Source organism: Alteromonas alvinellae (genome assembly GCF_902705805.1).
Genome location: NZ_CACSIH010000243.1, coordinates 42,349 through 63,332 on the forward strand (window position 1 = coordinate 42,349; position 20,984 = coordinate 63,332).

Annotated in this window: 14 protein-coding genes; all 14 read left to right on the forward strand. The window is 44.0% G+C overall.

Annotation, left to right across the window (positions count from 1 at the left end; translation table 11 throughout):
- Positions 1 to 66 precede the first annotated feature (66 nt).
- The 14 genes from ACX5KA_RS18815 (at position 67) to ACX5KA_RS18880 (ending at position 20,903) form a co-directional block, all read left to right on the forward strand.
- Complete coding sequence (locus tag ACX5KA_RS18815; protein ID WP_458731911.1) at positions 67 to 420, forward strand: hypothetical protein; 354 nt, start codon at positions 67 to 69, stop codon at positions 418 to 420.
- The gene (locus ACX5KA_RS18820) at positions 413 to 7,951 is read left to right on the forward strand and encodes a tail fiber domain-containing protein (protein WP_458731912.1); all 7,539 of its coding nucleotides are present in this window, start codon (positions 413 to 415) and stop codon (positions 7,949 to 7,951) included. The genes ACX5KA_RS18815 and ACX5KA_RS18820 overlap by 8 nt, the downstream gene beginning before the upstream one ends.
- Positions 7,938 to 9,146 carry a hypothetical protein gene (locus ACX5KA_RS18825; protein ID WP_458731913.1) on the forward strand — a complete coding sequence of 403 codons (1,209 nt, stop codon included), beginning with the start codon at positions 7,938 to 7,940 and terminating at the stop codon, positions 9,144 to 9,146. The genes ACX5KA_RS18820 and ACX5KA_RS18825 overlap by 14 nt, the downstream gene beginning before the upstream one ends.
- A gap of 118 nt (positions 9,147 to 9,264) precedes the next feature.
- The gene (locus tag ACX5KA_RS18830) at positions 9,265 to 9,678 is read left to right on the forward strand and encodes a hypothetical protein (protein ID WP_458731914.1); all 414 of its coding nucleotides are present in this window, start codon (positions 9,265 to 9,267) and stop codon (positions 9,676 to 9,678) included.
- Positions 9,678 to 9,875, forward strand: a complete 198-nt coding sequence (locus ACX5KA_RS18835) for a hypothetical protein (protein WP_458731915.1) — start codon at positions 9,678 to 9,680, stop codon at positions 9,873 to 9,875. The genes ACX5KA_RS18830 and ACX5KA_RS18835 overlap by 1 nt, the downstream gene beginning before the upstream one ends.
- A 226-nt stretch (positions 9,876 to 10,101) precedes the next feature.
- Positions 10,102 to 12,213, forward strand: a complete 2,112-nt coding sequence (locus ACX5KA_RS18840; RefSeq protein WP_458731916.1) for a portal protein — start codon at positions 10,102 to 10,104, stop codon at positions 12,211 to 12,213.
- 83 nt (positions 12,214 to 12,296) lie between these two features.
- Positions 12,297 to 12,644 carry a hypothetical protein gene (locus ACX5KA_RS18845; RefSeq protein ID WP_458731917.1) on the forward strand — a complete coding sequence of 116 codons (348 nt, stop codon included), beginning with the start codon at positions 12,297 to 12,299 and terminating at the stop codon, positions 12,642 to 12,644.
- A 3-nt stretch (positions 12,645 to 12,647) separates the two neighbouring features.
- The gene (locus ACX5KA_RS18850; RefSeq protein WP_458731918.1) at positions 12,648 to 13,757 is read left to right on the forward strand and encodes a hypothetical protein; all 1,110 of its coding nucleotides are present in this window, start codon (positions 12,648 to 12,650) and stop codon (positions 13,755 to 13,757) included.
- A gap of 15 nt (positions 13,758 to 13,772) precedes the next feature.
- Complete coding sequence (locus ACX5KA_RS18855; RefSeq protein WP_458731919.1) at positions 13,773 to 14,936, forward strand: N4-gp56 family major capsid protein; 1,164 nt, start codon at positions 13,773 to 13,775, stop codon at positions 14,934 to 14,936.
- Between the two features lie 62 nt (positions 14,937 to 14,998).
- Positions 14,999 to 15,520, forward strand: a complete 522-nt coding sequence (locus tag ACX5KA_RS18860) for a hypothetical protein (RefSeq protein WP_458731920.1) — start codon at positions 14,999 to 15,001, stop codon at positions 15,518 to 15,520.
- 4 nt (positions 15,521 to 15,524) lie between these two features.
- A complete protein-coding gene (locus tag ACX5KA_RS18865; protein WP_458731921.1) occupies positions 15,525 to 16,688 on the forward strand; it encodes a hypothetical protein in 1,164 nt (387 codons plus the stop codon).
- Between the two features lie 103 nt (positions 16,689 to 16,791).
- A complete protein-coding gene (locus tag ACX5KA_RS18870; protein ID WP_458731922.1) occupies positions 16,792 to 19,098 on the forward strand; it encodes a hypothetical protein in 2,307 nt (768 codons plus the stop codon).
- 9 nt (positions 19,099 to 19,107) lie between these two features.
- Positions 19,108 to 19,533: a hypothetical protein gene (locus ACX5KA_RS18875; RefSeq protein WP_458731923.1), complete on the forward strand. Its 426-nt coding sequence runs from the start codon at positions 19,108 to 19,110 to the stop codon at positions 19,531 to 19,533.
- The gene (locus tag ACX5KA_RS18880; protein ID WP_458731924.1) at positions 19,533 to 20,903 is read left to right on the forward strand and encodes a hypothetical protein; all 1,371 of its coding nucleotides are present in this window, start codon (positions 19,533 to 19,535) and stop codon (positions 20,901 to 20,903) included. The genes ACX5KA_RS18875 and ACX5KA_RS18880 overlap by 1 nt, the downstream gene beginning before the upstream one ends.
- The last annotated feature ends 81 nt before the right edge of the window (positions 20,904 to 20,984 follow it).

Consider the following 20,984-nt stretch of genomic DNA (forward strand, 5'->3'; position numbering starts at 1 on the left):
AACTTACCTACAACCCTACCAAAAGTAAATACCCATCCCTCCTAATAATCTCGCAACGAGGTATCAATGAAGCCCCTTAGAACGCTTTATACCAACAGCCATTACCCATTAACCTTGGTCTACAAAGACAGTGACGGTAATCCAAAAGATATTACAGGCTATAGTGCCAAACTCGTATTGCGTCAGTCGTTATCATCTCAGGTAGCAGCAACTGTAAGTGCTGATATCGACGGCCCCAATGGAAAGATCTCTTTCAAAATTAAACCTGACGATACTGCCGGTATCTTGGGTGATGAGTTTGAATCTAAGTTCCTACTTGGTGTCACTCTGACTGACACAGACTCTGAAACCCTAACGCTCTTACAGACTAACGTACTAATCAAAGAGAACATCGTTCCTTCGGAGGTGCCGAGTGCATAACGAAGAAGTTGATGTATCAACTGACCAACCAGTAATACTGACGGACGAAGAGCAAAACCTAATTGTTACTTCTGGTTTAGGCGTTAATGTTACCGAGCCAGAGCAAGTAATTGAGATCACTCAATCAGGTATGCTCTCTTTCTATGAGACTGGTGCATCAGGTGACGGTTATATGTCTGATCAGCGCCCAGACACCACATCATTCGGTGGACTGGCCTCAGAACGTAGCTTTGTCAGAACCCTGATTAGTTGGATTGAAACTAACGTACCTAATCGACACAAATTAACCCGTATATTCCGTGCTACGGTCGATGATTTTGAGCAAGCCGTTTGTGTGGGCGATAGCCAAACACAAACATTTACGGACGTAGTAGAGCCCGGCATAGATTACTTTTACTGGCTTGTCGGTGAGACATACGCTGGCAAACAGACAGTTCCTTCAGAAAGTATTGGTGTTGTTGCCACTGAAGACTCTAACTTCTTGTTAGACCTTCTTGGCTTAAAATCACTAGTTGAAGATTTGTCTACATTGGAAGACAAACTCAATCAATCATACATCGGTGCGTACCTAAACCTCGAAGAACTGGCTGCACAAAACCTAGCTTCGAATATTTCTCTGATTAATGAATCAATCGCCACTGTTACCTCTAACATGGTTCAGATTGAGCAACGTCTTGGCCTTCAAAGTGACACCGCTCTAGCCTTACTGGAAGAACAGTTGACCATTATGGTTGATGACAGTAATGCAATGATTGAGCGTGTAAATACACTCACAGCAAAAGTAAACACAGAGTCCGAGGAACGCCTAGCTGAGATACAGAGATTAGAATTGGCTCAAGTAACGGCTGATTCTGCGCTTGCACAGACCCGTGACGAGCTTACAGCTAAAATTGATAATGAGACTAGTCTTAGAGAGGCAAGCGTTGTAGCGGAGCGTACAGCGCGTGTAAACGCATACGAAGTTGTAGCTTCTTCAGTAGAGTCACTAAACACGACTTTTCAAACTGAACTGTCTATTACTAATGCAGCTATCGACTCTGAACGTATAGCGCGTACAACAGCTAACGCTGCTACCGCGCAACAAATTACTGATATCTCTACTGGGTTTGATACTGCTAGAGCCGAACTAGATTCACGCATTACTCAGGAACTTACTAGCCAAACTACTGCTACTGAAGCCGTTGCATCTGCATTGACGGAACTTGAAACACAAGTCACTACTGACCTTGCGCGAGTTGAGTCAAATGTCACCGAAGAACTGACCTCCTATTCAAGCGAACTTGAGTCTGTAGCAGGGCAGATGTTAACTCTTGAAGCTAACTTCCAAGGTCTATCTGGCACGTTAAGTCAGACCAATGCACTAATAACGGAAGAGTCAACTACTAGAGCCAATGAGTATGAAGCACTAGCGCAGCGTACCACGCAGTTAGAGGCTGATTTTAATAGCATAGATGATAGTGAAGTTCGTGCCCTTATTACTACAGAAGAGACTGCTCGGGCCAATGAAGACGAAGCACTATCCAGCCGAATCACGGAACTAGATACCAAGTACACTGGTAAGGACTCAACCACTAACGCACGTATTACTGATGAAGTTAAAACACTGTCAGATGCTAACCAAGCACTTAGTACAAGAACTTCTACGTTAGAAGCCAATTACGAAGAGTTGGATAACGCAGCGATTCGTGCCTTAGTTGAAACTGAGACAACTGCCCGTACCACCAAAGACCAAGCACTTGCCAAGGACATTAGTGACCTAACAACTCAAATGGACACTGACATTGGAACAGCGAAAGCGGAAGCCAATGAATACACATTATCGGTAGTTGGTTACTGTACTATTGACGGTGCTATATCAGATGACACAACCAAAGAGTCTTGTGAGCTAAACGGCGGCACATGGTCGCAGTTACCTTTATCTGAGGCTATGGATAAAGTCAGTGTAACTATCACTAAACCTGATGGAACCGTGGTTACAGGTAATGCCGGTACATTTTTTCAAGCCTTAACTGATGATGTAGGTAATGTATCTACCAGAGCATTTTTAGGTACGGACGTTGATGGACGTATTACTGGTATTGTTGCCACCGATGCTTCAGGTGACCAGACTCAGAGTAACTTAGACCTACTCGGAAGTAAGGTGAACATCCTTAATGATGCAACCTTGCAACCATTCATTAGCTTTGACACTGTTAACAAGCGCGGTGTTATTCGAGGCCAACTAATACTTGATGATGGTACTTCAGTTGCTACCGAAGATGATATACGCGCCCACGATGGTGACACTATCTACACTGATTATCAGTACAGCGTTAACGGTACATCTAATTGGCATAGTCCGATGGCCAATGGTGATGTGTTTCGTAGAGAGCGGATCGTAACTAATGGTGTTGGTGGTACGTGGAGTTCAGCAAGTAGATTAAAAGGCCAAGATGCGACACCAAAGTATAACTGGGTAAAGTACTCCCCTAATGCTGATGGTTCCAATATGACTGATATACCGAATGCTGATACAAAGTATTGGGGTATCGCGTATAACAAAAGTACGGCTACAGAAAGCACCAACAAGGCAGATTACGTCTGGGCTCTTATGAAGGGTAAAGATGGCGATACACCGATTAAGGGTGAGGACTATTTCGACGGTAAGCCTGGACTAGATGGTAACTTCATATCATTTATCTACAACACAACCCTATCCAATAGACCTAATACACCAAACTCATCTGCAGGAACCTTTGACGGAACTACGGAGACTTTTCCGACAGGTTGGTCTGATGATCCTGTATACGAAGAAGGTAAAATTACTTGGTTTTCAAAGAGAACTTACACTCAAAATACCGATGGTAGCTGGACAGGGAGTGCATGGTCTCTGCCTACCAAATGGTACGAGAAAGGTGACAAAGGCGATACACCGACAATTACCACTAATGCCGATGGCTCTTACACAATCAGTAATGGCACTGACACAGTAACGATAAAAGACGGTGATAACGCTCCAATACCTACCGTAACCAATAACAATAACGGTACGTACACCATTGATGATGGGAGTGGTAACACTATCACAGTCAAAGACGGTGACTCTCCGGTTAAAGGTGTTGATTACTTTGACGGCCTAAACGGTGACTTTGTTAGTTTGGTTTATAAAACTTCTAAGAATCAACCTGCTAAACCGTCAGGAGGCAGCTTTAATGGAACTACTGAAGTAATACCAACTGGTTATAGCGATACCCCTACGAGTTATACAGCACCGAATAAGCGTTGGGTTTCAACTGCTAGATATCGCCATAACGGTTCTTCATGGAGTCGAGTGTCTGGTTGGAGTACCCCAGTAATTCACGCAGAGAAAGGACCAGAAGGTAAAACCGGTTTAACTGGTCCAGGTAACTACACGATTGTTAACTCATCAGGTACTTTCCCTGCGGATGCTACAGCTATATCGGACTTCAAGAGTACGTTTAACCAAGACCCTAAGAAACACGATCACCTAACCTACGTTAATGCGGATAATACCGAAAGTGAGGTTAAAAGGTTTGACGGGACTTCATGGGTAGCACCTACGCTGGTAGTAAACGGTGACATACTAACAAAGGGTACTGTTACGACTGACGCATTAGTGACAAAAGCAGTTACTGCAGACAAGATTGATGTTGGGGATTTGTTCTCTGAGAACATCACTGTAACCGGCAGTGTAAAAGCGATTAGTGGTAACAACCAAGTTGTTATGAGTGGTAGTAAAAACCTACTCAATGCTACTGTTGGCGGAAAGACTTTGTTTAATGTTAGTGACTCAGGTGAAGGTGTCGTTAACGGTAGATGGTTAACTCCCGCATCTATCTACAAAAACAGTCTAAGCCAAGAAGTAATTGACTTCATCATCGGTCAAGTAGGTAACTTAGCTGCTGCCACTGGGGGTGTTAGGTCTTACGAGATAAACCCTATCTCTCAGATTAATTACGCTCTGGGTTCAATTCCTCACGGTACAAACCCTGTAAGAGTAAGTTTGTCTGGGTCAGCAAGCGATACGGTGTCAGGTTCAAGTGCCCCTGCTGCACCCAGTGTAACTGCGAAAATCCTACGTAACGGTACGCTAATAAAGACCTATAACCTAGAAGGTACGGTAGAGGACTTTTCTGAACAAGGTTTTACCCAGTATGTTAGAACTCTGAACTTTAACTACTCGTTCGAAGACACTAATGCACCTGACGATACTGAGTTAACTTATACCGTTAACTTTTCTTCTATGTCTTCTGACTTCCCTTCAGACAGCGAGGCATCATTTAGTATTTCAGAAGACGGCAGTGGTGGCGCAAGTTTTGGGTGGGGCAGTGTTACGGGAAAACCTCAGACAGCGACTCGGTGGCCTTCATTTAGTGAGGTTAGTGGCTCACTTAATAAAAATCTGACTTTCGGTGGCGTATCTGACGCTGACGGTTATTTCATAGGGCGTAAAAATGGAACAGGTGGGACTACAGTAAGTAGTTTGACTGACGTTTATATTGAGGCAGATCAGAACGGTAACGGTGCATCACAATCAGTGCGGATTAAGGCTGGTCAGTCAGGTAAAGAGCTTAGAGTTACCAGCGGCACAGCTTCATTTGGTGGTCAGTACGTATCTGAAGGTCATATTATTAGCGGTAGCGGCAGAGGTGGTGCGGCCCTAACCATTAATGACGGACAGGGTAATGCCAACTTAACGTTTAACCACGTGAACGGTGTTCCTGAAATTAATGGTAACTCTGGGCGTATTGAGTTCAATAAGGACGGTACCTCTAATGCTGGGTTTAGCTTTGAAGTAAAAAGTGGGGTTACTGCAGGACAGGCCGTAGGGCTTAACCAAGTAATGTTCCTATCCGAGTCCACATTTACTTATAAGAACCAGAAGGTTTATCACGAAGGTAATAAACCTACCTTAGGGGAGCTAGGAGCTGCTGCCGCAAGCCATAACCACAGTGCTGCTAACATAACCTCAGGTACTTTAAATTCCGCAAGGTTGCCAACTATAACCTATTCTATGGTAAACTTCGCTAACCAGAACTTAAATACTAGCTCTAGCCCTAATTTTGCAGGGTTAACTATTAGTAATAATGAGGTTTATCACGCAGGTAATAAACCTACTCCCTCGGAGATTGGGGCTGCAGCAGCTAGTCATAGTCATAGCAACTATGTAGTTAAAAGCAGTAACGCAACCCTTAATCAGCTAAATATTAGTGATTACATAGACTTACCTAGCAAAGGGGCTGGAAAATACCACTTACTACGTACTGAGGGATCTGGAGGTATTTGGCAGGTTAGTGACCGTGGTGGACTAATGTTTACGTCTGCGGATGACTCTTTAGTGTTAGCTAACGGTGATGTAGGTAGGGGTTTCGCTGCGGATGCAAGCAACGGTATCGACCCTAATGCAGAGTATATATATCTCTTATCAGATGGTAACATTGTGTTCAAGACAGGTCTACAGGAAGGGTTTGGTACTGAACATACTTTTGAAATGACTAACTCAGGACTGCTTAGAGTTAATGGTAATACGGTCTATGATAGAGGCGACAAAGTTGTTGAGTATGGTGCTACCGACGTTTCTCAAATTAATGACCCTAACTTCGCGACATCAATAAGAGACCTTAGTAGTTCTGTTAGTTCAGAAGTGGGCTTACCCTCAGGTTGGCATCACATTATCAATATGGCTCACCAAAATAGTAATGGCTATGGCGGTCAGATTGCTATGAGTTTTGGTAACAATCCACAGCTTAGAATACGTGGTGCAGCAGGGATGTCTTTTGGGGGGTGGTCAAACGTTTACCACGAGAATCACAAACCTACGTACAGTGAGTTAGGTACAATAAACCCAAGCCACACCTCCTTCGCAAACCAGAACTTAAATACCAGCTCTATCCCAACGTTTGATGGCCTCAACTTAGATTCTTCAACACATGCCAATCTTAATATAGACAGAGGTAGTACGGCCTACGATGCGAACATTATGTTCCGCACTGCTGGCTCTGTTAAGTGGCGTTTATGGATGGGGAACGGTGATAACAAAATAGGCATACGTCATGAGTCTTCAGGTCACGAGCCACTACGTATTTACGAAAATAATGTCGCAGTCAAGCAAAAGCTTAACCTTGCGAACACCAGTAATGGTGACCTAGACGGTTACTATATTGGCCGTAAAGACGGTTCAGGTGGTACGGAGATTAGCTCATGGACTGATGTTTACATACGTGCTGATACCAATGCCTCATCAGACTCAAACCAGTACGTCCGTATATCAGCAACTAACGGTGGTGATGAATTCCAAGTACGCAGGAACGAAACGTACTTCACTGGCTCTCACGTTACTACCTCTCAGGTTGTCGCTGGTCAGGGGTCAGGTAGTGTATCTCTAACTGTTAATGACGGTTACGGTAATGCGAATATTGCATTCAATCACCGAGGAGGCATCCCTGATGCCCCAGGTAACTCAGGGCGTATCGTGGTCAACACTGACTCTAACGGTGGTGCTAATATGGCTTTTTCTCTAGGCTCTAACAGTGTGGCAGGTGAGGCTATAGGACTAAACACTCCTCTGTTGTTGGATGAAAACAACATACTGTTAAACGGTAAGAAGGCTTTTGAGTTTAGGGATAGCTGGTTACGAATTAACGAGTATAACTCGTTCTCTAGCGGTATATATTGTGGTCTTTCTAGACTAAGAACTGATGGTGTTCTAGAGGTAGGTAACGCAGGTCAGTATTTTCTAGCTGATAGCAATAGAGTTAATATAACACCTCGACTTAACGTTGCTGACAATGTTAGGTTTCATAATATTAACCAAGGTATCTGGTTTAACCCTGACGGTTATAATGACCAAGGGGGCATACGTTTCCGTGGTTCCAACGGTAATGACGGTTACATGGAGTTTTGGACCAACGATGACTATCAGGAGCCATTCGTTTTCAGGATGTATGATAGTGGTAACACAGGAGCTAACCGTACTCCATTGAGAATCGACAGTGACAAACTGACGGTAAACGGGGAGATTCTACTAACGGATGACAGTGGCCTAGTAGTACGTACCTCTACGAACAATATAGGCGCTAAGATAACCTTCTCTGATAACTCATCTACTAATTACCAACAACGTGGTTTCATAACTTATCGTCATGGTAATGGTGCTTTTGGGTACGCTTCAGATGATGCGTTTGAAATATCAGGCTCTGAGGCTAATACGCTACTGGTTGTACGTGGTGTCACATGGGCTGAAGATTTTGTGGCAACGTCAGACAGACGAGTCAAGGAAGACCTTAAAAACATAGGCAGCGCGTTAGATAAGGTAAACGAGTTGCAAGGTTACACCTACATACAGACTCAACTTAAAGAACGTAAGGCTGGAATAATTGCACAGGATGTTAGGCGAGTACTGCCGGAGGCAGTGGGCGAGACTAATGATGGAATGCTTAACGTATCTCCTATGGCTCTTATTGGTCTACTGGTAAACGCTGTGAATGAACTAAGCGGTCAGGTAAAGGAGTTACAGAATGGCAACGTATAACGTAACTGCTAACGTTGTTGTAGAGCCAGGGTTTACGCAAGTAAGCCTTGACCCTACCAGCCTAAACTTTTTACAACCAGGGGATAGGGTCAACTTCAATAGTTCAGGAGGCACAGCCACTTTTAGTGGGTTTAGTTCTACTTTTTGGACCAGCACCGCAAATATAAGCGGCAGTGGTTACAAAATAGTAAAGTCTGGTCTAGCAAATGGTACCTCTGACACTATCAGTGCTAGTGCAGGTGACGGCTCTGATAACCTAGTTTGTAAAACAGGTGTAAGAGATACAACCCCAAATGCGTTTGGATTGATGGACTTGACTAACGTAGACCCTAAAGCTTTGACTGGGTACACGTTTAGGGTACTCGGCATAAATACAGGTGCTCTTGCCGAAATATCCGCTACAAGTACAGAAGAGGCATATTTCACTGTTAACAATAGCCCAATAAAACGCTACAACCATGTAGTTAATAACGGTGACTATATACATCTTCGTGTAGTTGCTCGTCACGACTATGAGCAACTATCTCGTACAGTGACTGTTAAAGTTGGTACACGAACGGAGCAGTTCAACGTGGTCACTAAACAGTGGCCCTTACCAGAGCAGGTCATTGATTTAGGTATCAGTCCCCCAAGCGACTTGTATTTGAAGAAGCATATTGCTACTTTTTTCGGGGGTGATGCTTACCCCAAACTAAGTGATTATTTGCGTGGTGGGGGGTTAGTACCCTCTATTGAGCAGAACGCGCACGTACCTAGAACACCACCTATCAGGTTAAGTGATTTATACGACACTTCCAGTGCGCTCTATTTTATCTATAAGCCACCGAATAAAGAGATCGGTGCTAACACTATTAATGGTAGTAAATCACTGACACTAACATGGAATATCATTCAAGATTACAATGTTGGTTACGGTGAGTTGGCTCGTTACCTAGAGTACCGGTATACGTTCACATCAGAGTCTGATCAATTGTTTTCGGGCGGTTCTGCCAGTGACGTTAAGATGACTGGTAATACAGCTTCACCGACAACCTGGAGTCAAAACAATGGCCTCGTAGAGTTGTCAGTTACAGCGCCCGCTAACTCTGAACGGTTCTATCACGGTAAGTTAACTATTTACTGCCGTAACGCCATTGACACATCACTCGTCATAACTCGTACAGTGGACTGGATGATGTATTTTTACGGGGAGTAAACCAAAATTACACGAAGGGCTTTACTCAAGTCCTTCTTGGCTTCATAATAATTTCTCCTTTCAAGGTAACGTCCTGTTACCTATCAGAACCCTTCTGAATACAACAAGAGTATCTCCTATGCTTGAAAACCTATCCTTTACGGATGCACAAGGACAAATGTTTACTGACGCAGTTGTCCGAGTCCAAACAGCCAGTTTGAATACCAATTCTTCTGATAGCACTTACGAAAACCTGACTATCGATAACTCTGATTACAGTAAGCCAGCTATCGTAGAGAACAACGATAACTCGTACACAAACATTGACCTCAATGCACAGTTTGTCTACTGGGCATCGAAAGAAAGCTTTGATGCTGGCCTACAACCTTACCCGCTTACCTTTAAACGCGAAGGTCACTTCACCTCAAACCTGTACTTAAACAACGTAGAACTCTCTGACGAAAAGTACACAGGCCTATCACTTGAAGAGAAATGTGAACTCTATTTCACTGACTCAATCCTTCCTACACTTACTCCTATCGAGACACCATAATGAACGACCAAGCAAAATCACTATCATTCGACATCATCGCTAACCTCCAATCACAACTTAACTCAGTTGCAGCACAGAACGAAAATATGGGCAAAACGCTCCAAGAACTTGCTCAAAAACTTGGCGCAACTGAAGGTACTAAACTTGAAGACCTTCCAAAGCTGTTGGACGCAAAATTAGCAGAAAAAGAGGCTTAAACTCCAAATTTGCGTCCGTGCGATAGCATAGGACGCATTTAAAACCCTCTAGTTTACATTCCCCGTATTTAACTAAATCATAACTAATCCACCTTAACTGTATGATCTTTAACATTTAGTTAAAGAATTCCCTTGCCAGCAGATCCCGCATTTAGTTAAATCCATCTCGTTCCTGATTCACTTAAGTCAGGAATCAACTTAACTGCCTAATAAGTTGCCCCTTCAGATGAATACCGCAGAATTACCTCCGCACGAAAATCCTACCTCGCTGACAGATTGGGCTAACGAACCACAGTTAGCCCAGATCAAGCAGGACTACCAAGACGCGAAGATTGAAGCCGATAAGCAAGTCACGCAAATTGACGAGTGGTTAGACAATCTTCATATCACTGGCAAAGCGAAACTTCCTAAGAGTAAGACTCGCTCAACCATTCAACCCAAGCTTATTCGTAAGCAAGCTGAATGGCGCTATTCATCCCTGTCTGAACCTTTCCTTTCTACAAATGATTTGTTCACGGCACAACCTGTAACCTTTGAAGATAGGGTAGCAGCGCGACAGAATGAATTGCTTCTGAATTATCAGTTCAATCATAAAGTCGATAAGATTCCATTTATCGATAAGTACGTAAGAACTGGTGTAGACGAAGGCACTATCATCATTCGCACTGGTTGGGAGTACGAAGAAGAAGAAGTCGAGAAAGAAGTACCGACCTATTCAGAACGTGTAACCAATGACCCTAGATTCTTTGCTCAACTGCAACAGTTGACGCAACTACGTCAGACCAATCCCCAAGAGTTTGACCAACTACCTGAAGAACTAAAGCGTTCTGTTTTACGTTCACTGGAACTTCAACGACCTACTCAGGTTTTCCAGTCAGGTGTTAAGACTGTTACAGAAACTGTCGTTAAGCGTAATCATCCCACCGCTGAAGTCTGCGACTACAACGATGTAGTCGTAGATCCCTCCGCTAAAGGTGATATCAAGAAAGCAAAGTTTGCGACATACAAATTCACTACGTCATTGGCTGAACTTGAGGCTTCTGGTTTATATACTAACTTGGACAAAATCCAACTTACTCGTAACAGTCCTCTAGCAGATCCCGATGACCACAACCCTGACAATACCAATTTCAACTTTAAAGATAAGCCTCGTAAGCAATTCATGGCTTTCGAATACTGGGGATTTTGGGACATTCATGGTAACGGTAGAGTAGTACCCATTGTTGCTACTTGGGTTGGCGATACACTTATTCGCCTAGAAGAAAACCCATACCCTGACGGTGAGCTGCCGTTTGTAATTATACCGTTCCTACCTATCAAAAACTCTTTCTACGGTGAACCTGACGGTGCTCTGATAGAAGACAACCAAAAGGTTGTTGGTGCAGTAACCCGTGGCATGTTGGACATACTAGCTTCTAACGCTAATGGTCAACGCGGCACACGTAAAGGTGCACTAGATGTTGTTAACAAGCGCAGATTATCTCAAGGCCAAGACTTTGAGTTTAACGGCAATCAGGACGCTAAAAGCATCTTCCATGTGAGTGCTTACGCTGAAATCCCACAGTCAGCGCAATTCATGTTCCAACAACAAAATGGTGAAGCTGAATCACTAACCGGTGTTAAAGCTTTTGCTGGAGGCCTATCTGGTGATGCACTAGGTGAAACGGCTACCGGCATACGCGGTGCACTTGATGCAGCTTCGAAACGTGAGTTAGGTATCTTAAGACGTTTAGCTGACGGTATCGTTAAAATTGGTCGCAAGTTTGTGTCCATGAATGCGGAGTTTCTTTCAGATGAAGAAATCGTCCGTGTTACCGAAGAGGACTTCGTTGCTATTAAGCGTGACGAACTAGCAGGAGAGATTGACCTTAAGCTGTCTATTTCATCTGCTGAAGAAGATAACGCTAAAGCACAAGAACTAGCATTCATGCTTCAAACTACCGGCCCTAATTCAGATCCAGGTGAAGTAAGAATGATACGTGCTGAAATTGCACGCCTTCGTAAGATGCCTGACCTAGCTAAAAAGATTGAGGAATATCAACCTCAACCTGACCCACTAGAACAGAGAAAACAGCAACTGGAAATACAGTTACTGGAACTTGAACTTGCAGAAGTGCAAAGCAAAACCCAGAAGAACCAAGCATCAGCTACTTTGGATTACGCGAAAGCAGAAAGTGAAGAAGCTAAAGCTGACCAAATGGCTCTCGACTTTGTTGAACAAGAAGCTGGCGTTAAACAAGAACGTGAACTTCAAAAGCAAGGTGCACAGGCCTCTGCTAACGCCCAATTGGAAAGAGTGAAAGCCTCACTTAATCCACCTAAACAATCTAATCAATAAACCCCTCGGTGTCCGTTTCTCGGACACCTTTATCTCACCTCAATCTGCTCCCTATCGGGACAGGACAATTAGGAAAATCTCAAATGAACAACGAACAAGCAATCAAAGAAATCGAAGTAAGCAAAAAAGAAGCGCAACGCTTTATCGATAAGGCTGCTGGTTTAGAACAACTAGCGAAGAACCGCCACTTCAACAAATTGATTCTTGAAGGTTACTTCAAAGACGAAGCTGCACGCCTAACCGGTCTGCTTGGCGAACCTGAGTTTGCTAGTGAAGAGCATCAGCGTGAACTATTCAGCCAACTTAAGGCTATCTCACATCTCCAACAACACTTCCGTGCAATCACTGAAGTAGGTCGTCAAATGCGCCAAGCAGTAGATGATATGGATGCTGCCATTGAAGAAATTAACGCTGAAGAAGCGGAGGCCTAATAGATGGGTGATGACAACATCTTAGGCATGAGTGACGAGCAGTTCGCAGAACTGCCTGTCCCTGACCTTTCAGAAGAATCATTTGAAGAGCCTGAGTCTGTTAGCGACAGCGGTGCAGACGAAGGTGTAGATGAACACTCAGAACCTGAATATGAGCAAGAAGAAGGTGAGTTCGATGAAACCACTGAAGAAGAAGAAAATCCTGATGAGGAAGCTGAAGAGGCTTCTGAAACTGATGATCTTGGCTCAGATGAAGACGATGAAGACGGGGAACCCGATGACGCTGAAAAAGACTCCAGCGATGTAGACTACGAAAGCTTCTATAAAGCTCTCACAGCGCCTTTTAAGGCAAATGGTAGAGAGATGCAGGTAGACAACCCAGAAGACGCTGTACGGCTTATGCAGATGGGTGCTAACTACAATAAGAAGATGGCTTCATTGAAACCCAACCTCAAACTTATGAAGATGTTGGACAACAATGGTCTACTTTCAGAAGATAAGCTATCGTTCCTCATAGATCTGGACAAGAAAAACCCAGATGCAATTAAAAAGTTAGTCCAGGACTCAGGTGTCGAAACCTATGACCTAGACTCAGCAGATGACTACAAGCCTAATTCCTACTCTGTAGACGATAAAGAGTTTGAGTTGGACGAGGTACTAGATGAAATCAAGCACACCCCGTCTTACCAGAAAACCCTCAATGTCGTAAACAATGTATGGGACCAAGCGAGTAAAGGCATTGTTGCTAACAACCCTCAAGTCTTAGCGGCAATCAACGAGCATATCGAAAACGGTGTTTATGACCAGATCACTGCTCAGATTGACAAAGATAGAATGCTTGGACGGTTATCAGGCCTCTCTGATATCGAAGCGTACCGTCAAGTAGGTGATCGTCTATTCTCACAGGGCAATTTCAATAAAGAAAACCCGCCAACGCAAGAAAGCCCCGAACCTACGCCACAACCAAGCCCTAAAGCTAAACAAGTAGCAAGGCGCAAACGCGCAGCAGCTACACCACGTTCAGCTTCCTCTGCTTCACAAAATCCCACCTTTAATCCCCTAGCTATGTCTGACGAAGACTTCGAAAAGGAGTTCTCAGACAGCTACATCTAGTAGGTAACATTCCTCATGTCTAGACAATATAATGATCCAGTTGGCGGTAATCAATCAACTATTGGTGTTCAGCACCGTACCGACCACTACGTCAAAAAAGCCCTCATTGAAGCAGTAAAAGAAGAGTACTTTGGCCAGTTGGCTTCTTCTAAGCACATGCCTAAGAACATGGGTAAAACCATGAAGCTGTACCACTACTTGCCGCTACTTGATGACCGCAACATCAATGACCAAGGTATTGACGCATCTGGCGCAACTATCGCAAACGGTAATCTTTACGGTTCAAGTAAAGACATCGGTACTATCACTTCGAAGATTCCTCTTCTTTCTGAAACCGGTGGTCGTGTTAACCGAGTTGGCTTCAAACGTATTCCGTTGGAAGGCACACTTGAGAAAATGGGTTTCTTCGACGAGTACACCCAAGAGTCACTAGACTTCGATTCTGATGCAGAGCTACGTTCTCACGTAAACCGCGAAATGATTGTTGGTGCTGATCAACTAACTGAAGCAATTCTACAAGCGGATATCCTAAACGCGGCTGGTACTGTTAAGTTCGCTGGCGCAGCATTAGACCTTGATGAAGTTGGTCCTGCAGACCTAGTAACTTACGACGACCTTGTTAAGCTTGGCATCGACCTAGATAACAACCGTACACCTAAGCAATCTAAGGTAATTACCGGTACTCGTATCATCGATACCAAAGTAGTTAGCGGTGGTCGCCCAATGTACGTACCGTCTGAACTTATCCCTACGCTAATGGCGATGAAGGACTACCACGGCGAAAAAGCGTTTGTTGAAGTTAAGCACTACGCGGCTTCTGGTCAAACTCTACGTGGTGAAGTTGGCTCAATTGCGGGCTTCCGTATCATCACTCCACTAGAGATGCAGCGTTACGAAGGTGCTGGCGCAGCCGGTGACAACACTTCATACGAGACTGGCGGTAAAGTTGACGTATTCCCAATGCTAGTTGTTGGTGACGAGTCATTCGCTACTATCGGTTTCCAAACTGACGGCAAGACCGTTAAGTTCAAGATCATCCATAAAAAGCCTGGCGAAGAAACTGCTGACCGTACTGACCCGTATGGTGAGACTGGCTTCATGGCTATCAAATGGTACTACGGCTTCTTGCCACTACGTCCTGAGCGTATCGCACGCTTTATGACAGCGGCTAAAGCCTAATCACACCGAACCCCTTGCTCTTAAGGGGTTCACTTCTTCCTTTCTAAATTTCGAGAATATCAATGTCACAACTAGACCAATTAAAGGCGCAAGCCGAGCAGTACGGCATTTCATTTCACCCAAACATCGGTGAAGACAAACTTAAAGAAAAAATTGACGAGTTCCTAAAAGCACAGGCAGATGCAACAAAAGCTGTAGTAGTGGGAACCCCAGTTAAATCAACTAAAGGCCCATCACGTGCCGAAGTACTAGCTGAAGCGTCAAAGCTTGTTCGCGTAAACATTACTTGCATGAATCCAGCGAAGAAAGACTGGGACGGTGAAATCATCACAGCCGGTAACTCACTAATCGGTACATTCCGTAAGTTCGTTAAGTTCAATACTGACGAGGGGTATCATATCCCTAATATCATCTACAAGATGCTTAAACGCCGCAAGTTCAACGTATTCTATACAGAACGCACTAAGAATAACGTACAGCAACGTAAAGCGCGTTTAGCCAATGAGTTCGCTATTGAAGTCTTGGATCCACTAACTGAAGCTGAACTAGCTGAACTGGCTAAGTCACAAGCAGCGCGAGGTTAAGTAAATGAGCCTGAACGAACTAACTACTGGTAGCATCGAAGGTAATGGTGTCTTTGACACGTTGATGCAAAGCGTTCGGGCACACCTCGATGTTGAGTTCTCGAAAAACCGTCTTAGTGGGGAAGAGTATGGCAAAGTCTATACGAACCTCACTACGGCAGTTCTTCAACAGTCAATGCAGTTCCTTCTGTCCGAACCTGGAAGTAAGGCGCAAGTAGAGTTAATTAAGTCGCAACGTGCACAAGTTGACACTCAAACAGACCTAATCTCTACCCAACGTGCTAATGCTATCTTGGAAGGCCAGAACATCGCAAAGCAGGGTAAGTTACTTGATAAGCAAGCCTTAACTGCCGATGAAGAACTGGAACGTGTTAAAGCACAAACCTCTCAGATCTCGCAACAGACAACAAACCTTGTTGCTGAAGGTCAGAACATTCCTTTACAGGGTTCACTACTTACTGCTCAAAAAGCCAATACAGAGGCACAGACTACTTTACAGGGTAAGAACGCTGCGATTGCTGATCAGCAAATCATTAACCTAGCGTCTGAAAATACTAACTTAGGTACTCAGAACACACTACTAACAAAACAAGTGTCTAAGTTGGAAACAGATATTGACTTGGTTACAGCGCAGATAACCTCAGTAGGTAAAGAGTCTCTTTTCACCGAGCAGCGCACTACAAACCTTGCAGCAGAAGCCCTCAACGTACCGAAGCAGGGCGTTATCCTCGATAAGCAAGCGACTGTACTGGAAGAACAAGTTCTAACCTCTGCGAAGTCTAGGGACACCGCTGATGCACAAATCTCATTGACCAATGCCCAGAAACTTAAGGTTGATAGTGATGTTAGGGCCACAGAAGCCAACATCCTTAAATTCAACAAAGAGGTTGAAGTTCTTCAGCAACGTAAGCTAACCGAGCAAGCACAAATTCTTGACTCAGTAGATGGAGTGCCTGTTAGCGGTATCTTAGGTAAGCAGCGAGAGCTTTACGGCCAACAAATCGAAGGTTACAAGCGCGATGCAGAACAGAAAGTATTTAAGAACTTTGCTGATGTATGGAGCGTGCTTAGAACAACCGATAACGGCTACGACCCTGTACCTTATGGTTTCACGGTTGAGAATTTTAACTCAGTAGTTGAGAAAGCGAAGAGCGGCATTGGTGCGTAGCACCTAGCCGCAACACTTAAGGAGGAAGGGGGCATTTGCTCCCTTTTTTATTATGGCATACCAGATAACCGCATCATCCAGTACAACTAGATTGTACGGGCACGTGCCCAAACCAAGGGAACAGGCAATAATTGCTGCTGCACTGGACGGTACAAGTACAACACAATCAATAGTCAATAAAGCCATAAACAGCATAAACTGGAGGATGACTAACTTCTTCCACTACGGGCTGACCGAATATCAACTTGGCTTACCTACGGATAAAACTGTTAATCTTATAATTAGGTCAGAATTTGTTGAGACTGAACTTGATAGGTTCGAAGGTGAAGGCAATTACACCATTGAGAGCATTACCAGTGTTCCGCCTTCTGACAGGTACTTTATAACCAAGTATTTATACCGTTACCGTGACTATAACAGGTACTTAGATACCGTCATCCCACCTAACGATTTTGCCTCTGAAATAGAGAACTCACATGACAACTTTGTCGTAGAGAGCAAATCACAACTTACAGCGGCAACGGAGTCTTTACTGGATGGCATCCCAGTTAATCGATACGTAGAGACTACATATTTGGTCGACGGGGTTTCTGCCACCTTGTGCGAGACATTCGAAGTAGAGCATTCATTTAACTACTCTGACTCATTCAGCGAAAAAACAACGCATAAGTATGATGGGTACAGTAGAGACAGTGATGTAGGGCTTCCCGTAGAGTATACACTTAATTACGTCACATCATCTTACTCACGTTACCGTGGAGTAGGGACTCTTACCTACCAAGAAAAAGTAACAAGGTTCACACGTTTCGCTGATGGCTCTGAAGGACCAGTATCTACTGAATTATTCGACCCTATCACACTAACATACGATACAGGACTTATAGGGAATACTGAGGTATTTAGGCAGAATGAAAAATTCTTACCGGATGAAATTCCTGATGTCATGTACTACATAGTCGAGTACTTCATCTTCTCACCGGAAGGTAAGAAAATACCTAAGTACCTATTTACGATAGATGACTACGATTTAGACCCAGGTATAGAGCAGGGCGAACCAATACTGCAAATCACTAAAGTACATCCTGAGACAGACTATTACCCTATTGTCCCATTAAGGCAAAGGAATAAAAGTGTGCTTGAGAATGAATTTTTAGCTGACAGTGTTAGGGACATACTCAATAAGTTGGACTTGGACGCAGATCACTTAGTCAATGCAATCGAGAGTAACGAAGACATAGCCGACATTGATGAAGCAATGCTCATAACTGCAGTATCAGTGGACACTACGGAAAATGCTGGCATTAAGTACCTCATTCAGTATTTTGAGGAGAATCTACAACTAATAGTCACCGAGGAGGCCACAGGTTTCTCCACTATCCCAGATACAATAGTTAAACACTTTATACGTATTGAGGAAGGTAGTATTGATATGCGTATAGACTTTGCTCAGATAGAACGTAAGACGGTCACAGGTTCTATCGGCAAAGTGGGTACAGTCAGCAACTCCATTGATGTTACTGGTTCAAATGATATTTGGTACTTGCGCGAGCAACGTACAACTAATGAATATATAGAACTTAAGATTACTGACCCTGTACACAAGAACTACATCTATGCAGACGGCGTTATTACTACCACCTTACGTGACATAATCGACGACGAAGAGAATGAAAACTTCATTATACCGCTAAAAAGGAGTACTACACTTAAACTCAACACTTACGAGTTACAAGAACTCTTCTACGAATGTACCGTGTTAGTGTGCTATGCGTATGAGAAACGTAAACTTAAGTGGTATGAAGGAAAGGCCTTTAAAATATTCATGGTTGCAGCATCTATCGCGATACTGATATCAACCGGTATAGAGATATACTCCGTTTTTGCTGCAGCAACTACAGTAACGGCTGGCCTTATCGCCGTAGCAAAACTGGTACTAGGCAAATACTTGATATCCCTTGGTTTAGAGTACGCGGTTGAAATGGTTGGTGTAGAGTTATCGTTTATTATTGCCATTGCCTCCCTAGCATTAAGTATTAGTAAAGGGGCTGGTAACAATATACTCGCTAATATGAACGCCTCTGAACTACTCCAACTGAGTACAGGCATTAGTGCATCTATCAGTTCTAACGTGCAAAAGGACATGCTAGAATTTCAAGCAGAGGTAACAGCATTTCAAGATGAAGCTGAAAGCCTTATGGATGAACTAGAGGCGAAGCAGGAACTGCTTAAGCCGTCTAATCTTATCGACCCATTCTATTTCGTTAACAGTGGACCAATCCACGACTTCAACGAAGAACCTTCCAACTTCTATCGAAGAACTACTCAAACCAACATCGCAGATCTCTCTTACGCTGCAATTGAGAACTTCGCAGAAGTTAATCTTTCCCTCCCAAAACCTAAATTCAATTAGGAACTCAATATGTCCAATTCAATTTTAAACTTCACTGGTTCACCTAATACCAATCAGTATGGACCACTAAGTGTCGCCTCTCATGGTTTTACGGCTTCTACGCCTACAGCAACTGCTACACAGGACTTTAACCCTTCTACCTGGGACTCGTTGTTCGGGTACACCAATGAAGACACCGGAGTTCAGCACGCAGGAACATTCTTGCCAACAGCACAAGCAGTAGGAGGGCTAGCTCAATCATGGTTAGGTTTTCAGAACCTTGGTTTAGCTAAAGACCAGTTCAACTTCCAGAAAGGTGCCTTCAACGACCAATTTAACCAGCAGGTATCTCAGTACAATACTGCCATCAATGACCGCGCTAATTCACGTGGCTACTTAACTGATGCCCAGAAAGCCAGTTACGTTAATCAGAACACATTGGAGGGTCGTGGTTAATGGCAAACCCTATCACATGGCGTAACGTTGGGATGCCGAACTTCGGTTCAAGCAACCAATTACAAATTGCGGCCGGTGATCAGTTGAACGCAGGCATCGCCCAGTTAGGGCGTGCCGCTGACACTTATCGCCAAGGCCAGATTGATGCAGAAAGGCAAACCAAGGAATTCAATACTCAGAACTTCCTTAAGCAGATAAACGGCTTCAATGATATTGATGGCTATGACCAATTCAATCAACGCATTAACAGTGAACTGGGTGGCTTAAACGCTAGTCAGGTAGACGCTGCCGCAGTACAAAGCGCACTACAGGGGAGAGATAACGCGCTACGTACAGATGCCCTGCAACAGCAAGAGTTCTCTGACAATCAAGCGGAAGTTGCAGGAAGACCTGATACCCGCAATGCCAATGCGTTAATCGCTGCTGGCGAGTTTGACGAGGCCGAATCTGTAATCAACGGTAGTTCTACTATCACAGACAAATCCACTCTTCTAAATACCTTGAAGAAGGCCAGAGTTGATGCACGAGAAGACAAGTTCAAAATGGATGAGCGCACGCGTACATTAGACCTTCGCGCACAAACCGATACCGCACTTGGTATTAGAAACAATGCACTACAAAATGTTGATGACCCGACCAACCTTGAAGATTACGTGCAAGGCCAACTTCAGGAAGCAGGCGTAACTGATGCACAAATCATTAAAAACACTATTGCCGGTTTGCAGGACGACTTTAACGCACGCAATGGTCTTACTGAAGATCAACGTAAGTCACTAGCTAACGCACAGAGCGTCCACAATAGCATCATCGACAGTACCAATCAGAAGATAGATATCATGTCAGGCAGTACGCCGACATACGGGGATGAGTTAGGTCACTTCCTTGATACTAATAATACTACCTCTTCTGCTCTTAAGTACGTGGCAGAGCAATCTGATAAAAATGTTTCATGGTATGAGGGCATAGACGGACTAGATCACTTCCTCACTGGCGGAGACTCCCGTTGGGGAGGTGACGCTACCAAGATGGCAAGTAATGCACTTAATACAGCTAAGGAGAACCTACTGGCTGATAAGGGACTTGAAAGTATCATTACTGGCCCTGATGGTGATCGCATGTTAGGTGCCGCTGTTAAGTATGCAATGGACTCAGTAGCGAATAACGACGGTAGTGGTTGGAGTCAAGAAGAGTTCCAGAAGCAGATTGAAAAAGGCTTTAAGCTGTACCATGCCCGCTATACATCAATAAAAGAGCACGAAAAAAAGCTATCAGAACTTGTATTGAAGCGTGATACGTTACAAAATGATGCCGATGAGAGCCTACGTATATTAGAAAACTCGTTTAAGCGAGCAAGACGACAAGGCCAATAATCTTCCAAAGGGGTACATCGTTACCCCTTAATTATCTCCGCAATACCCCCAATCAGAGAGACACCTCCCTTATGTCCAATG

What these genes read in the sequence shown, in the direction of transcription:
- ACX5KA_RS18815 (WP_458731911.1), top strand. Translation starts at nt 67, where the DNA reads ATGAAGCCCCTTAGAACGCTTTATACCAACAGCCATTACCCATTAACC.
- ACX5KA_RS18825 (WP_458731913.1), top strand. Translation starts at nt 7,938, where the DNA reads ATGGCAACGTATAACGTAACTGCTAACGTTGTTGTAGAGCCAGGGTTT.
- ACX5KA_RS18830 (WP_458731914.1), top strand. Translation starts at nt 9,265, where the DNA reads ATGCTTGAAAACCTATCCTTTACGGATGCACAAGGACAAATGTTTACT.
- ACX5KA_RS18835 (WP_458731915.1), top strand. Translation starts at nt 9,678, where the DNA reads ATGAACGACCAAGCAAAATCACTATCATTCGACATCATCGCTAACCTC.
- ACX5KA_RS18840 (WP_458731916.1), top strand. Translation starts at nt 10,102, where the DNA reads ATGAATACCGCAGAATTACCTCCGCACGAAAATCCTACCTCGCTGACA.
- ACX5KA_RS18845 (WP_458731917.1), top strand. Translation starts at nt 12,297, where the DNA reads ATGAACAACGAACAAGCAATCAAAGAAATCGAAGTAAGCAAAAAAGAA.
- ACX5KA_RS18850 (WP_458731918.1), top strand. Translation starts at nt 12,648, where the DNA reads ATGGGTGATGACAACATCTTAGGCATGAGTGACGAGCAGTTCGCAGAA.
- ACX5KA_RS18855 (WP_458731919.1), top strand. Translation starts at nt 13,773, where the DNA reads ATGTCTAGACAATATAATGATCCAGTTGGCGGTAATCAATCAACTATT.
- ACX5KA_RS18860 (WP_458731920.1), top strand. Translation starts at nt 14,999, where the DNA reads ATGTCACAACTAGACCAATTAAAGGCGCAAGCCGAGCAGTACGGCATT.
- ACX5KA_RS18865 (WP_458731921.1), top strand. Translation starts at nt 15,525, where the DNA reads ATGAGCCTGAACGAACTAACTACTGGTAGCATCGAAGGTAATGGTGTC.
- ACX5KA_RS18875 (WP_458731923.1), top strand. Translation starts at nt 19,108, where the DNA reads ATGTCCAATTCAATTTTAAACTTCACTGGTTCACCTAATACCAATCAG.
- ACX5KA_RS18880 (WP_458731924.1), top strand. Translation starts at nt 19,533, where the DNA reads ATGGCAAACCCTATCACATGGCGTAACGTTGGGATGCCGAACTTCGGT.